This is a genomic window from Streptomyces melanosporofaciens (genome assembly GCF_900105695.1).
Taxonomy (GTDB): domain Bacteria; phylum Actinomycetota; class Actinomycetes; order Streptomycetales; family Streptomycetaceae; genus Streptomyces; species Streptomyces antimycoticus.
Genome location: NZ_FNST01000002.1, coordinates 5,010,425 through 5,023,872 on the forward strand (window position 1 = coordinate 5,010,425; position 13,448 = coordinate 5,023,872).

At 71.1% G+C, this 13,448-nt stretch carries 12 protein-coding genes; 8 read left to right on the forward strand and 4 right to left on the reverse strand.

Annotation, left to right across the window (positions count from 1 at the left end; all coding sequences use genetic code 11):
• Nucleotides 1-64 precede the first annotated feature (64 nt).
• The 4 genes from ilvC (at nt 65) to BLV72_RS24565 (ending at nt 5,411) form a co-directional block, all read left to right on the forward strand.
• On the forward strand, nt 65-1,063 hold the full coding sequence (gene ilvC, locus BLV72_RS24550) for a ketol-acid reductoisomerase (RefSeq protein WP_059144139.1): 999 nt from the start codon (nt 65-67) through the stop codon (nt 1,061-1,063).
• A gap of 272 nt (nt 1,064-1,335) precedes the next feature.
• Nucleotides 1,336-2,937, forward strand: a complete 1,602-nt coding sequence (serA, locus tag BLV72_RS24555) for a phosphoglycerate dehydrogenase (protein ID WP_093464881.1) — start codon at nt 1,336-1,338, stop codon at nt 2,935-2,937.
• A gap of 210 nt (nt 2,938-3,147) precedes the next feature.
• Nucleotides 3,148-3,876, forward strand: a complete 729-nt coding sequence (locus tag BLV72_RS24560; RefSeq protein ID WP_093464883.1) for a TetR/AcrR family transcriptional regulator — start codon at nt 3,148-3,150, stop codon at nt 3,874-3,876.
• Nucleotides 3,877-3,920: 44 nt separating this feature from the next.
• Complete coding sequence (locus BLV72_RS24565) at nt 3,921-5,411, forward strand: MFS transporter (RefSeq protein WP_093470524.1); 1,491 nt, start codon at nt 3,921-3,923, stop codon at nt 5,409-5,411.
• A gap of 66 nt (nt 5,412-5,477) precedes the next feature.
• Here BLV72_RS24565 and BLV72_RS24570 read toward each other — a convergent pair whose 3' ends face one another.
• Complete coding sequence (locus BLV72_RS24570; RefSeq protein ID WP_093464884.1) at nt 5,478-6,047, reverse strand: peroxiredoxin-like family protein; 570 nt, start codon at nt 6,045-6,047, stop codon at nt 5,478-5,480.
• A gap of 71 nt (nt 6,048-6,118) precedes the next feature.
• On the opposite strand from BLV72_RS24570, the gene BLV72_RS24575 reads away from it, so the two are divergent.
• Both BLV72_RS24575 and BLV72_RS24580 read left to right on the forward strand, forming a co-directional pair.
• Nucleotides 6,119-6,733: a TetR/AcrR family transcriptional regulator gene (locus tag BLV72_RS24575; protein ID WP_093464886.1), complete on the forward strand. Its 615-nt coding sequence runs from the start codon at nt 6,119-6,121 to the stop codon at nt 6,731-6,733.
• A 109-nt stretch (nt 6,734-6,842) separates the two neighbouring features.
• A complete protein-coding gene (locus BLV72_RS24580; RefSeq protein ID WP_093464887.1) occupies nt 6,843-7,427 on the forward strand; it encodes a Uma2 family endonuclease in 585 nt (194 codons plus the stop codon).
• 16 nt (nt 7,428-7,443) lie between these two features.
• Here BLV72_RS24580 and BLV72_RS24585 read toward each other — a convergent pair whose 3' ends face one another.
• Together BLV72_RS24585 and BLV72_RS24590 are read right to left on the reverse strand one after the other, a co-directional pair.
• Nucleotides 7,444-8,400: a glycoside hydrolase family 6 protein gene (locus BLV72_RS24585; RefSeq protein ID WP_093464889.1), complete on the reverse strand. Its 957-nt coding sequence runs from the start codon at nt 8,398-8,400 to the stop codon at nt 7,444-7,446.
• 246 nt (nt 8,401-8,646) lie between these two features.
• A complete protein-coding gene (locus BLV72_RS24590; protein ID WP_093464890.1) occupies nt 8,647-10,371 on the reverse strand; it encodes an MFS transporter in 1,725 nt (574 codons plus the stop codon).
• Between the two features lie 96 nt (nt 10,372-10,467).
• Here BLV72_RS24590 and BLV72_RS24595 point away from each other — a divergent pair, with 96 nt between their 5' ends.
• On the forward strand, nt 10,468-11,109 hold the full coding sequence (locus BLV72_RS24595; protein ID WP_208905712.1) for a TetR/AcrR family transcriptional regulator: 642 nt from the start codon (nt 10,468-10,470) through the stop codon (nt 11,107-11,109).
• A 5-nt stretch (nt 11,110-11,114) separates the two neighbouring features.
• Here BLV72_RS24595 and BLV72_RS24600 read toward each other — a convergent pair whose 3' ends face one another.
• The gene (locus tag BLV72_RS24600) at nt 11,115-12,356 is read right to left on the reverse strand and encodes a PucR family transcriptional regulator (protein WP_093464893.1); all 1,242 of its coding nucleotides are present in this window, start codon (nt 12,354-12,356) and stop codon (nt 11,115-11,117) included.
• Between the two features lie 164 nt (nt 12,357-12,520).
• Here BLV72_RS24600 and BLV72_RS24605 point away from each other — a divergent pair, with 164 nt between their 5' ends.
• Nucleotides 12,521-13,447: a proline dehydrogenase family protein gene (locus tag BLV72_RS24605; protein WP_059144148.1), complete on the forward strand. Its 927-nt coding sequence runs from the start codon at nt 12,521-12,523 to the stop codon at nt 13,445-13,447.
• The last annotated feature ends 1 nt before the right edge of the window (nt 13,448 follow it).

A 13,448-nucleotide genomic window follows, 5' to 3' on the forward strand; every position in this document is an offset into this window, starting at 1 on the left:
AAACCTTCCCCCGCCCGCCCGTCATACGGTGGGAAGCACAACCCACACGCTAGGAGTTCCCGAAGTGGCCGAGCTGTTCTACGACGACGACGCCGACCTGTCCATCATCCAGGGCCGTAAGGTCGCAATCCTCGGCTACGGCAGCCAGGGGCACGCGCACGCGTTGTCGCTGCGCGACTCGGGCGTCGATGTCCGGGTCGGTCTGCACGAGGGCTCCAAGTCCAAGGCGAAGGCCGAGGAGCAGGGCCTGCGCGTGGTCACCCCCGCCGAGGCGTCCGCCGAGGCCGACGTGATCATGATCCTGGTCCCGGACCCGATCCAGGCGAAGGTCTACGAGGAGTCGGTGAAGGACAACCTGAAGGACGGCGACGCGCTGTTCTTCGGGCACGGCCTCAACATCCGCTTCGACTTCATCAAGCCCCCGGCCAATGTGGACGTCTGCATGGTCGCCCCCAAGGGCCCGGGCCACCTGGTCCGCCGCCAGTACGAGGAGGGCCGCGGCGTGCCGTGTATCGCGGCCGTCGAGCAGGACGCCACCGGAAACGGCTTCGAGCTGGCCCTCTCGTACGCCAAGGGCATCGGCGGCACCCGCGCCGGCGTCATCAAGACCACCTTCACCGAGGAGACCGAGACCGACCTCTTCGGTGAGCAGGCGGTCCTGTGCGGCGGCACCTCGGCGCTGGTCAAGGCCGGGTTCGAGACCCTGGTCGAGGCCGGCTACCAGCCGGAGATCGCGTACTTCGAGTGCCTCCACGAGCTCAAGCTGATCGTGGACCTCATGTACGAGGGCGGCCTGGAGAAGATGCGCTGGTCGATCTCCGAGACCGCCGAGTGGGGCGACTACGTCTCCGGTCCGCGGATCATCAACGACTCCACCAAGGCCGAGATGAAGAAGCTCCTCGGTGAGATCCAGGACGGCACCTTCGCCAAGAACTGGATGGCGGAGTACAACGCCGGTCTGCCGAAGTACAACGAGCTGAAGAAGGCCGACGAGAACCACCTGCTGGAGACCACCGGCAAGGAGCTGCGCAAGCTCATGAGCTGGGTGGACGAGGAGGCGTAACCGCGCCTGGCGGCGCGGCGGCCGTGCCCCGGGTGCGGCGGGGGTTCCCTGAACCCCCGCCGCACCCGGTTCGCGCTTTGTCCACCGCGCACCACCACGTGCGGGTGATCCTGCCGCAACGGCACATGACGTAGGCCCGACCGCCACTACACTCAACAACAGCAAGCGCGTCAGGCTCACAGCGTCGTGCGTCTTCCACGCGGCTGACCCCTTCACCGCCAGCGGCCGTCGGGACGGCCGTCCGCTGAGGACTAGTGAGGACTGAAGACCACGTGAGCACTGCTTCCACTGGTAAACCTGTCGTACTCATCGCCGAAGAGCTCTCTCCGGCGACGGTCGACGCCCTGGGCCCGGACTTCGAGATCCGGCACTGCAACGGGGCGGACCGAGCCGAGCTCCTTCCCGCCATCGCCGGTGTGGACGCGATCCTCGTCCGCAGCGCGACCAAGGTCGACGCCGAGGCCATCGCCGCGGCGAAGAAGCTGAAGGTGGTCGCTCGCGCGGGCGTCGGCCTGGACAATGTGGACGTCTCGGCCGCCACCAAGGCCGGCGTCATGGTCGTCAACGCGCCGACGTCCAACATCGTCACCGCCGCCGAGCTCGCCTGCGGTCTGCTGGTGGCCACGGCCCGCAACATCCCGCAGGCCAGTGCCGCGCTGAAGAACGGCGAGTGGAAGCGCAGCAAGTACACCGGTGTGGAGCTGAGCGAGAAGACCCTCGGCGTCGTCGGCCTCGGCCGTATCGGCGTCCTGGTGGCCCAGCGGATGTCCGCCTTCGGCATGAAGGTCGTCGCGTACGACCCGTATGTGCAGCCCGCGCGGGCCGCGCAGATGGGCGTGAAGCTGCTCTCGCTGGACGAGCTGCTCGAGGTCTCCGACTTCATCTCCGTCCACCTCCCCAAGACCCCCGAGACGGTCGGCCTGATCGGCGACGAGGCGCTGCACAAGGTCAAGCCGGAGCTCCGGATCGTCAACGCCGCGCGCGGCGGGATCGTGGACGAGGTGGCGCTGGCCGCCGCCCTCAAGGAGGGCCGGGTGGCCGGGGCCGGGCTGGACGTCTTCTCCCAGGAGCCGTGCACCGAGTCCCCGCTGTTCGAGTTCGACAATGTGGTGGTCACCCCGCATCTGGGCGCCTCCACCGGTGAGGCCCAGGAGAAGGCGGGCATCGCGGTCGCCCGCTCGGTGCGGCTGGCGCTGGCCGGCGAGCTGGTCCCGGACGCGGTGAACGTCCAGGGTGGCGTCATCGCCGAGGACGTGCGCCCCGGGCTGCCGCTGGCCGAGAAGCTGGGGCGGATCTTCACCGCACTCGCGGGCGAGGTCGCGGTCCGCCTCGATGTCGAGGTGTACGGCGAGATCACCCAGCACGACGTCAAGGTGCTGGAGCTGTCGGCGCTCAAGGGTGTCTTCGAGGACATCGTCGACGAGACCGTGTCGTATGTGAACGCCCCGCTGTTCGCGCAGGAGCGCGGGGTCGAGGTGCGGCTGACCACCAGCTCGGAGTCGAGCGAGCACCGCAATGTGGTGACCGTGCGCGGCACCCTGTCGGATGGCGAGGAGGTCTCGATCTCCGGCACGCTGGCCGGTCCCAAGCACCAGCAGAAGATCGTCGCGGTCGGGGAGTACGACGTGGATCTGGCGCTCGCCGACCACATGGCCTTCCTCCGCTACACCGACCGCCCGGGTGTGGTCGGCACGCTCGGCCGGATCCTGGGCGAGGCGGGTATCAACATCGCCGGGATGCAGGTCTCGCGAGCGGCGGCGGGCGGTGCCGCGCTGGTGGCGCTCACGGTGGACGACACCATTCCGCAGCCGGTGCTCACCGAGATCGCCGAGGAGATCGGCGCCTCCTCGGCCCGCTCGGTCAATCTGGTCTGAGCCGCATAGTCAGTCACCCATCTGGGCCCGGTCCCCGCTTCGGCGGGGGCCGGGCCCAGATCGTTGTGCGGCCCTGGCGGCAGGGCCTGCCGGAGGGGTTCCGGATCTTTTTCATCGCGTGTTGAATAATGCGGGTCGGCTCGCTACGCTCACAGCTATGTGGAGAAAATTTCTCCACATAGCTTTCGTATGCGCTGTCAGGAGAGCCCCGTGTCCGCATACACCGACGCCGACGCCCTTGCCGACGTCCCGCCCATGCGCGCCGACGCGCGGCGCAACCGGGAGCAGATCCTGCGCGCCGCCCGCGAGGTCTTCGCCGATCAAGGGCCCGATGCCCCGCTGGATGAGATAGCCCGGCGCGCCGGGGTCGGCATCGCGACCCTCTACCGCCGGTTTCCGCACCGCGACGATCTGCATCGAGGGGTCGCCATCGAGGTGCTGAGCGCGCTGGTCGAGGCCGGGAGCCGGGCCGCCGCCGAGGAGGACGACGCCCATCTCGCGCTGCGCCGCTTCATGCACGCCGCCCTGGATCTCAAGATCGGCTCGGTGATGCCGGCGCTGCTGGGCCGTTTCACCGTCGCCGAGATCCTCGACGGCGTCCCCGGCGATGTCGTCGACCCGATCGACGCGCTGCTACTGCGCGCCCAGGCCGAGGGACTGATCCGGCTCGATGTCGTCTTCGGCGACATCACGATGATGATCATGCGGCTGTCGCGGCCGCTGCCCGGCGGCGGCCGGTTCGCCGCCGATGACGCCCTCGCCCATCGCCAACTGGATGTCTATATCGACGGGTTGCGCCCCACCGGCTCCCCGCGGCCCACCACCCCGCTCGGCGGCCCGGCCGTCGACGCCGCGGCGTTCAAGCTCCTCCGGGAGCGAGTGATCGACGACGCCCGCGCCGCGCGCTCCGACCACTCCGGCGACTCCGACGCCGACTGATCTCCCGTTCCGTTCGCCTTCGCCACGACCAGAAAGGCATGGTCATGTCCCAGCCCTCAAAGACGCCACCCGAGGCGAACCCCCGGCGCTGGCTCGCACTCGTCTTCATCGGCCTGGCCCAGCTGATGATCGTCCTCGACATCACCGTCGTGAACATCGCCCTGCCGTCGGCCCAGAAGGACCTCGGCATCTCCGACGGCGACCGGCAGTGGGTCATCACCGCCTACACCCTGGCGTTCGGCAGTCTGCTGCTGCTCGGCGGCCGGATCGCGGACTACACCGGCCGTAAGCGCACCTTCCTCATCGGCCTGCTGGGGTTCGCCGGGGCCTCCGCGCTCGGCGGCGCCGCCTCCGGGTTCGAGACGCTGCTCTCGGCCCGCGCCCTCCAGGGCGCGTTCGCCGCGCTGCTCGCCCCCTCGGCGCTGTCGCTGCTCGCGGTGAACTTCACCGAGCCCCGTGAACGCGCCAAGGCGTTCGGCATCTTCGGCGCGATCGCGGCGGGCGGTGGTGCGATCGGGCTGGTCCTCGGTGGGCTGCTGACCGAGTACCTGGACTGGCGCTGGTGCCTGTACGTCAATGTGCCGATCGCCGTCGTCGCCGCCTTCAGCTGGTCCGTGCTGCCCACCGACACCCGCGCCGAGGGCCGGGCCCGCTTCGACATCCCCGGTGTGCTGCTGGCGGTGTGCGGGCTGGTGGCCGTGGTCTACGGATGCAGCGAGGCCGAGTCCGAGGGCTGGGACTCCCGGCTGGTGACCGGACTGCTCATCGTGGGCGCGGTGCTGCTCCTCGCCTTCGTCCTGGTGGAGCGGAGCGTGGCGCGGCCGCTGCTGCCGCCGCGCGTGGTGGGGGACCGCACCCGTGGCAGCGCCTATCTGGCGGTCGGCCTCTCGGTGGTCGGCATGTTCGCGATGTTCCTCTTCCTCACGTACTACATGCAGCTCGTCAAGGGGTACTCGGCGCTGCTCACCGGTGTGGCGTTCCTGCCGATGACCGGGGCGGTGTTGGTCGGCGCGGGCGGTGTCGCCTCCCGCCTCATCCCCAAGGTGCCGCCGCGCCTGCTGGTGGCGCCCGGTCTGCTGATCGCGGCCACCGGTGTCGCGCTGCTGGTGCCCCTGGACGTCGACAGCTCGTACGCGGCGGGGGTGCTGCCCGCCGAGCTCCTGGTCGGCTTCGGGATGGGCCTGGTGATGGCGCCCTCGATGAACTACGCGACCCATGGGGTGGGGGAGGGGGACGCGGGCGTCGCCTCCGCCACCGTCAACACCGCCCAGCAGATCGGCGGTTCGATCGGCACGGCGATGCTCAACACCATCGCCACCAGCGCGACCTCCGACTACATGGCCTCGCACGCCGCGCGGATGACACCGCGGACCGCCAAGGCCGGTCTGGTGGAGGGCTTCTCGCACGCCTTCGTCGTCTCCTCCGCGATTCTCGTGGGCGCCGCGGTGGTCGTCGCGCTGCTGATGAACACCCCGCGTCCCGTGCGGGAGCCGGGTGCCGAAGGCGCCACCCCGCTCCCCGCGCACCTGGGCTGACGGTGCCTCGCCTCCCGCGGGCCCTTCGCTCCACCCCCGGAGCGGAGGGCCTGCGGCGGTGGTGGGTCAGGGGGCCGGATCGGGGCGCGGTGCGCGGGCGGCCAGCGCCAGCAGCTCGTCCACCGACCACTGGTCATAGGCGTGTTCGCCGTGCTTGGCGGCGATGACGCGGCCGTCCCCGCCGATCAGGAAGTCCGCGGGCAGCCCCAGTCGGCCCCCGGGCTGGCTGGGCGCGGGGAGCTTCTCCCGGCCCCGGACCACCGCCCATACGCCGGTCAGCAGCGCCCGCGCGATCGGCCCCCAGGCGCGCGGGCTGAGCAGGGCCCTGGGCGCCTGCTCCACCCCGAACTCCCGGTAGAGCCGCTTCCCGGGGTCGGCGACGACGGCGAACGGCAGCTCGTCCGTATGCTCCCGCAACTCCTTGGCGGGGGAGTGGAAGACCACCACCTCCCGGACTCCGGCCGCCTCGATCTCCTGATGGCGCCGCACGATCGACCGCAGATGGAGATTGCATACGGGGCATCCGGCGAAGCGCCGGAACTGAAGGTGGATCAGCCGGCCGGAGTCGGGGACGGCGACGTCCGGGCCGGTCACGGGGGTGAGGGTGCGGGCTGCGACGACGGAACCGGGCTCCACGGGAGCCCCCTTTCGTAAGCGTACGGCATACGCCTACCAGCGTAAGCGTATGCCGTACGCTGTCAACCGCCATGCCACGTCCCCGCTCCCTCACCCCCGATCAGCTCGCCTCGGCCGCCCTCTCCGTCCTCGACCGCGAGGGGCTCGCCGGGCTCTCGATGCGTGCCGTCGCCAAGGAACTCGGGATGAGCACGATGGCGCTCTATCGCTATGTCGACGACCGCGAGGAGCTCGAAGGGCTGCTGGTCGAGCGCGTCCTCAGCGCCGTCGACACCACGCCGCCGGAGCCCGGAGCCCCCTGGGACGACCGGCTCCGGATCATGGTCGGGCGGCTGCGCGACACGATCATCGCCCACCCCGCGGTCCTCCCGCTGACGCTCACCCACCGGCACCGTTCCCCCAGCGGACTGCGCTGGTCGGAGACGGCGCTGGCGATCCTCACCGAGGCGGGCCTGGACGGCGAACGGCGGGTCCTCGCCCTGCGCGCCCTGCTCGGCTATGTGATCGGGGCGATCCAGCTCGAACACCTCGGGCCGCTGTCCGGCGCGGGCACGGTCGCGATCGCCGAGCTGCCGCCCGACGCGTTCCCGTATATGGCCGAAACGGCGCGCCAGGCGCGGAGCGTGGGGGTGGAGCGGGAGTTCTTCGGGGGGCTCGAGGTGTTCCTGCGCGGGCTGGGCGCATAGTCGGCACGGGTCAACGGTGAGCGCCGCCCCACTCGTGTGGGTGGCGTCTCCTGCGTTCCTGCCCGCTACCCTTGGTCACGCGGCCAGAATCCCGTCCATGGGAGGAACCATGACTGCTGAACCGCTTCCGGCCTGGGCTTTTCCGCCCCCGGGCGGATTCACTGCAGATGATCTTGACCGCATGCCGGAGCTCCCGCCGCACACTGAGCTGATCGACGGGAGCCTTGTCTTCGTGAGCCCGCAGAGGAGTTTTCACACGCTGGTCATGGACCTGTTGGTCCCCGCTCTCCGAGCCTTGGCACCAAGGTCGCTGCGGGTGCGTCGCGAGATGACCATCGCCCTCGACAAGCGCAACCGGCCCGAGCCCGACATCTCCATCCTGCGCGCGGAGGCCGTATCGGCGGAGGCGGACGAGACGGGCTATGACGCGGCCGATGCCGTGCTCGCGGTGGAGGTCGTGTCCCCGGAGTCCGAGGACCGTGACCGCAAGCGCAAGCCGCAGCTCTACGCCGAGGCGGGGATTCGGCACTTCTGGCTGGTCGAGAAGGGCGACGGGCGCCGTCCGGTGGTCCATGTCTTCGAGCTGGACCCGGTGACCCGCACCTACGTGCCCACCAGCATCCACCATGACCAGCTGAAGGTTTCGGTCCCGTTCACCATCGACATCGACCTCACCGAGATCGACCACCTGTGACCGAGGTCGGGTGCGCTCAGCCCGCCAGCTCGTATGCGTAGTCCGGTGAGAAAGTGCCCGCCGCGCCCGCGCAGCCGTCCAGTTCGCCCGGCGGCTTGATCCATAGATAGGCGTCGATGGCCGGATCGCCGGTGTTCGCCGTCGGGTTCTCGCCGACCTTGCGGCCGTGGGGGTCGCACCAGGTGTTGTCGGGGGCGGGGCCGTTGCCGTTGCGGCTGGTGTCGATGACGGCGGTGAGCCCCGAGGAGGTGCCGAGCTGGGCGAGCACGCTCTTGGTGAAGGCCACCTCATCGGCGGTGCGGCGGAAGTTGGAGACATTGCTGTAGATGCCGTCGCCGCTGGTCAGCACCCCGGCCGAGCGAAGCCGCGATGCCTGGACGGCGGCGCTGTTCCAGGCCGAGTGCCCGGCGTCGAAGTACACCCGGGCGTTGGGGTTCGCGGCGTGGATGGCGGTCGCCGCGCGGCCGAGTGACGCATAGCGGCCGCTCAGCTCGGAGGGGGAGAGGCAGCTGATGAGCGCTATCGAGTCGGGTTCGAGGATGACGATCGCGGGCCCGCTGCCCAGCCCGGCGGCGAAGGCGCGCACCCATGCGTCATAGCTCGCGAGGTCGGGCGCACCGCCCGCCGAGGCCCCGCCGCAGTCGCGGTTGGGGATCTGATACGTCACCAGGACAGGGGTCTCGCCCTTGGCGGACCCGGCGGAGGTGACCTTGCGGACATCCGCGGTGACGGTGCCGGGGGAGTACCGGGAGAACCACAGGGCCTGCGGCTGACTGGCGATCCGCGAGGCGATGCGCGGCTGGCGGGAGTCGGCCGGATTGGCGGCGACCCACTTGTTGACGAGCGCGTCCGGGTCGTTGAAGAACCGTGTGGCGCCCGGAAGTTCGCCCGCGACGGCCCGCGGTGTGTGGGCCGCGCCGATCAGGAAGGCGGCGGCGAGTCCGGCCGCCGCTAACGCTCTGGTGATGCGCACGGTGCGTCACTCCTCTCGCGTGGGGCTGCTCAGCCCTCGGGCGGCCGTGTCGTCCCGCCGCCGTCCTCTGGTTGCCGCCGGGCGGGAGATGGTTGCCGTCGTGTTCGATACGGATTCGAGGCGTACGGCCGTCACGCGCCGCGCGTAACGGTCAACGCGCCTCGCGCGGAACGCCGGAGGGGACCCCACCTCGGCGAGGTTCCCTCCGGCGGGCCACGGCTCAGCGCCCCGGCGCCGCCGCCTCGCTCACCGTCTCGCCTCGCTCACCGTCTCGCGGCGATCCGCTGTCTCGCCGCGGTCCGCCGTCTCGTCCGTGCCGGTCGAGGGCACACCCGTGCCGGTCGAGGGCACACCCGAGCCGGTCGAGGGCACACCCGAGCCGGTCGAGGGCACATCCGTGCCGGTCGAGGGCACATCCCCGGCCGTGGCCGCGCCGCCAGTCACGGGCCCCGCCGCCTCCAGCCGACGCAACGTCACCAGGGCCAGCACCGCGGCCGCCACCAGGACCACCGCCCCGGCCCCGCACGCGATCCGCATCCCGTGGGTGAACGCCTCGCGCGCCGCGTCCAGCATCTGCTCCCCGGTCCGCCCCTTCAGCTTGCCCGCCACCGCGACGGCGGCGCCCAGCGTCTCGTGCACCTGGTCGAGCGCGCCGCTGGACAGCCCGCCGCCCAGCGAGTCCTTGACATCGCTCCGGTAGACGGCGGTGCCGACGCTGCCGAGCACCGCCATGCCCATCGCGCCGCCGAACTCCTGGCCCGTCTCCAGCAGCGCGGCCGCAGAACCGGCCCGCTTCGGCGGGACGGTGCCGATCGCCATGTCGGTGACCAGCGACATCACCATGACGATCCCGCTGGCCAGGACGGCGGCGCCGATCAGCACCGTCCACAGCGCGTCCGTGCCGGCCAGGGCCAGAATCCCGTAGCCGAGGGCCCCGGTCACGAAGCCGGCGCCGATCACATGGGCCCGGTTGGCGCCGCGCTGGACCGCCGCGGCCGCCGCCGGTCCGGCGATGCCGACGCAGACGGACGGGGCCAGGCTCCACAGCGCCGCCTCCAGCGGGCCCTTGCCGAGCACCGACTGCAGATACTGGGTGGTGAAGTAGGCCGAGCCCATCATGGCGAAGGTGGCCAGCGTGTTGAGCGCGATCGACGGGCCGAAGCCGCGGTGGTGGAACAGCTCCGGGCTGATCATCGCGTCGCGGCGGGTGCGCTGACGCCGTAGGAAGACGGCGCCGATGGCGAGACCGGCCACGATGCACAGCAGCGGGATCGGGCTGACGCCGTTGTCGGCGGCCATCTTCTTCAGTCCGTAGATCACCGGAAGCACGGCGGCCAGCGACAGCGGCACGCTCGGCAGATCGAACGCCCCGGGCTTCGGGTCCTTGAACTCCGGCACCAGGAGCGGCACCAGCGCCAGCAGCAGCACCATCGCCGGGACGTTGATCAGGAAGACCGAGCCCCACCAGAAGTGCTCGATCATCACCCCGCTCAGCACCGAGCCCAGCGCGATGCCGCCCGCCATGGCCGACGACCAGATCGCGATCGCCGTGGCCCGCTGCTTCTCGTCAAGGAAGAGATTGCGGATCAGCGCCATCGTCGACGGCATCAGCGTCGCGCCGCCGATCCCGAGCACCGCCCGTGCGGCGATGAGCATCTCGGCGCTCTGTGCGTACGCCGCCGCGACGGACGCGGCGCCGAAGGCCGCGGCCCCGAACAGCAGCAGCTTCCGCCGTCCGAAGCGGTCGCCCAGCGCTCCCATGGTGATGAGCAGCCCGGCGAGGGCGAAGGCGTAGATGTCGAAGATCCATAGCTGCTGGGTGGAACTGGGGTGCAGCTCCCGGCTGATGGCCGGCACCGCGAAGTACAGCACCGACACATCCATGGAGACCAGGAGGAGCGGAAGCATCAGGACCACGAAGGCGGTCCATTCCTTGCGCCCGGCGCGCGGGCCGGTGGAGGTCGAGGTCATGGCGGTGAATATACGAGCGTCTTAAACGCCTGTCTAGTACGGCCGTGTAATACAGGTGTCTAGGACGGTCGTATGGGATCGGGATACCCTGGCGCCATGGGACATCGAGAGGATCTGCTCGCCGGGGCCAAGCGCTGCCTTGAGGAGAAGGGCTGGTCCCGTACGACGGCGCGGGACATCGTGGCCGCCTCGGGCGCCAACCTGGCCTCCATCGGCTACCACTACGGCTCGAAGGACGCCCTGATGCGGGAGGCGCTCTTCGCGGCGATGGGCGACTGGGCCGATGACGTCCAGCGGTCCCTGGAGGTGGACGACCCGGCGGGCGGCGATCAGGACACCGCGCTGCGAGAGCGGTTCGAGACCCGCTGGACCCGGGTGCTCGAACTGTTCGGCAAGCACCAGGCGATGTGGCAGTCCCAGTTGGAGGCCATCCTCCAGGTTCGGCACGACCCCGAGCTGCGCGCGGCCTTCGGCCGGGCCCAACCGGAGGGACGCCAGGGGCTGGTGGGGCTGATCCACGGCATCGACGAGCGCGACGTCGACGAGGAGACCTCGCGGGTCATGGGCTCGTTCTATATGACGCTGGTGAGCGGCATGATCGTCCAGATGGCCATCGACCCCGAGCTCATGCCCGGCGCCCATGACCTCGTCGAGGCGATGCGGCGGATCGTCGGCGACGTCCCCGCGGGCCCCGACGCACTCCCGGCGCCCGACGCCCCCGCGTCCCCCGCGGGCTGAGGGGGTCAGCGCCGCGGCGGCCCGAGACGGGCGGCCTTGAGGGTCATATGGAGCAGCAGCCGGTCCTCGCCCGCGTCCAGGTCGAGACCGGTGAGCTGCCGCACCCGGGACAGGCGGTAGTAGAGCGTCTGCCGGTGGATGCCCAGCCGCGCGGCGGTGCGCCCGGCCTGGCCCGCGCAGTCGAGGAAGGTCTCGGCGGTGCGGGCGAGTTCGGCGTGAGCGGGCTCCAGCAGCGGGCGTACGGCGGCGTCGGGCCGCAGCTCGGGCAGCGCGGCCAGCAGACGGTACGGGCCGATGGCGGACCACTCCGCGACCGGTCCCAGGCGCGTATCGGCGTGGGCCGCCCGCGCGGCGGCCAGGGCCTCCTGCCAGGCGGCGGGCAGCTCTTCCAGCCCGCGCCGGGGAGCGCTGACCCCCGCGGCCGGCCTGGGCTGCGCCCCGTCCGGAGAGCCGGTGGTGGCCCGGGGGGAGCGCAATAGCTGTTCGGCCGTCGTACGGGCCGGGTCCAGGGCGGTGGCCGCGCGCAGCCGGACCAGCGTCGCCAGCCCCGCCCCGGCCGCCGCGGTCCCGGGCAGCGCGCACGCGGCCACGATGCTCGGCAGGTGGGGGAGCCCGGGATGGTCCGCGTCCTCGCCGGTCCCCGGCGTCCACGGCACCACCGCCACCAGTGCCAGCGGCCCGTCGCCCGCTCCGCGCAGCGCGGTCCGCAGCCCGGCGCGGGCGGCGTCCCGGCCGGCCGGCGGCCCGGTCAGCACATCGCGCAGCAGTTCGCCGAGCTCCTCCCCGGCCCGCGCCTCGGCCGCCAGCAGCGCCCCGATGCGGTCCGCGGTCTCCATCGCGCGGGCCAGCCGGGGGTCCGGCGTGCGCAGGGGTCCGCCCAGCTCCAGATCGGAGAGATGGCCGTCGTCCAGCAGCCAGACATAGCCGTGCACCACTCCGCGGTGCCGGACGGGCAGGCAGATACGGCCCATGAACACCCCGGCCGCCGGGTCGGGCGGAATCCGCAGCGGCGCCTGCGCCCGTGCGATCCCGAACGCCTCGAACCAGGCCCGGACCGCCGCCGTCGAGCGGCGCTGGAGGATCGAGCGGGTGCGGACCGGGTCGAGCGCCGGCTCCTCCGTGTCATCGCGGTCCTCGCTGTCCTGGGCGCCGAAGGCGATCAGTGCGAAGTCGCGGTTCTCCAGGGTCGCGGGGGCCCGGAGCACCGCCGTGATCTCGTCCACCAGCTGCTGGTAGTCGTCGCGCATGGGTCCCGCCTCTTCCCGGTTTCACCCCTCACATTCTCATACAGATGTCTGAGATCCCGGCCACGGATGCGTGACAGCTGTCGATGGTCCGGGATCCGAGCCATCCTTAAGTTTCACGGTGAGTTGTTGATGCCGTTCGTCGGCCGTCATCGTGGAGGTGCCCCGTGCTGGGACCCGTGCTGCTCGCCGCTTCGCGCAGTGCCGCCATCCGCCGTCTCGTCTCGGCCGCGCCGGTCACCCGCCCGATGGTGGACCGTTTCATCGCCGGGGAGCGGCTGACCGAGTCCTTGGGTTCGGTGCGGTCGCTGACCGCCCGTGGCCTGGACGTCACCCTGGACCATCTGGGCGAGGACGTGACCGACCGGGTCGAGGCGCTGCGCAGCCGTGACGCCTATCTGGCGCTGACCGAGGCGCTGGCCGCCGAGGGGCTCGCCGGGCGCGCGGAGATGTCCGTGAAGCTCTCCGCCTTCGGACAGGCGCTGCCCGGGGGGCACGATCTGGCGCTGGCCAATGTGACCCCGGTCGTGGAGGCCGCCGCCGCGGCGGGCACGACGGTCACGCTCGACATGGAGGACCACACCACCGTGGACTCCACCCTCGCCATCCTCGGCGAGCTGCGCACCCGCTTCCCGCAGACCGGCGCCGTCGTCCAGTCCTATCTCTTCCGGACCGAGGACGACTGCCGGGCGCTGGCCGGGGAAGGCTCCCGGGTGCGGCTGGTGAAGGGCGCGTACAACGAGCCGGCGAGCGTCGCCTACCAGGACAAGCGCGAGGTGGACCGCTCCTATGTGCGCTGCCTGAAGATCCTCATGGCCGGTGAGGGCTATCCCATGATCGGCTCGCACGATCCGCGGATGGTGGCCATCGCCCAGGATCTGGCGCACCGGCTCGGGCGCAAGCTGGACGAGTACGAATTCCAGATGCTGTACGGGATCCGCGTGGCCGAGCAGGAGCGGCTGGTGGCGGAAGGTCACCGTATGCGGGTTTACGTCCCGTATGGCACAGACTGGTATGGGTACTTCATGCGCCGCCTCGCGGAGCGCCCCGCCAACCTCACATTCTTCCTGCGCTCGCTGGTCGGCCGTCGCTGAC

Excerpts from the sequence above, each read along its gene's own strand:
- BLV72_RS24565 (WP_093470524.1), top strand. The coding sequence starts at position 3,921 with ATGTCCCAGCCCTCAAAGACGCCACCCGAGGCGAACCCCCGGCGCTGG.
- BLV72_RS24575 (WP_093464886.1), top strand. The coding sequence starts at position 6,119 with ATGCCACGTCCCCGCTCCCTCACCCCCGATCAGCTCGCCTCGGCCGCC.
- BLV72_RS24580 (WP_093464887.1), top strand. The coding sequence starts at position 6,843 with ATGACTGCTGAACCGCTTCCGGCCTGGGCTTTTCCGCCCCCGGGCGGA.
- BLV72_RS24590 (WP_093464890.1), bottom strand. The coding sequence starts at position 10,371 with ATGACCTCGACCTCCACCGGCCCGCGCGCCGGGCGCAAGGAATGGACC.
- BLV72_RS24595 (WP_208905712.1), top strand. The coding sequence starts at position 10,468 with ATGGGACATCGAGAGGATCTGCTCGCCGGGGCCAAGCGCTGCCTTGAG.
- BLV72_RS24600 (WP_093464893.1), bottom strand. The coding sequence starts at position 12,356 with ATGCGCGACGACTACCAGCAGCTGGTGGACGAGATCACGGCGGTGCTC.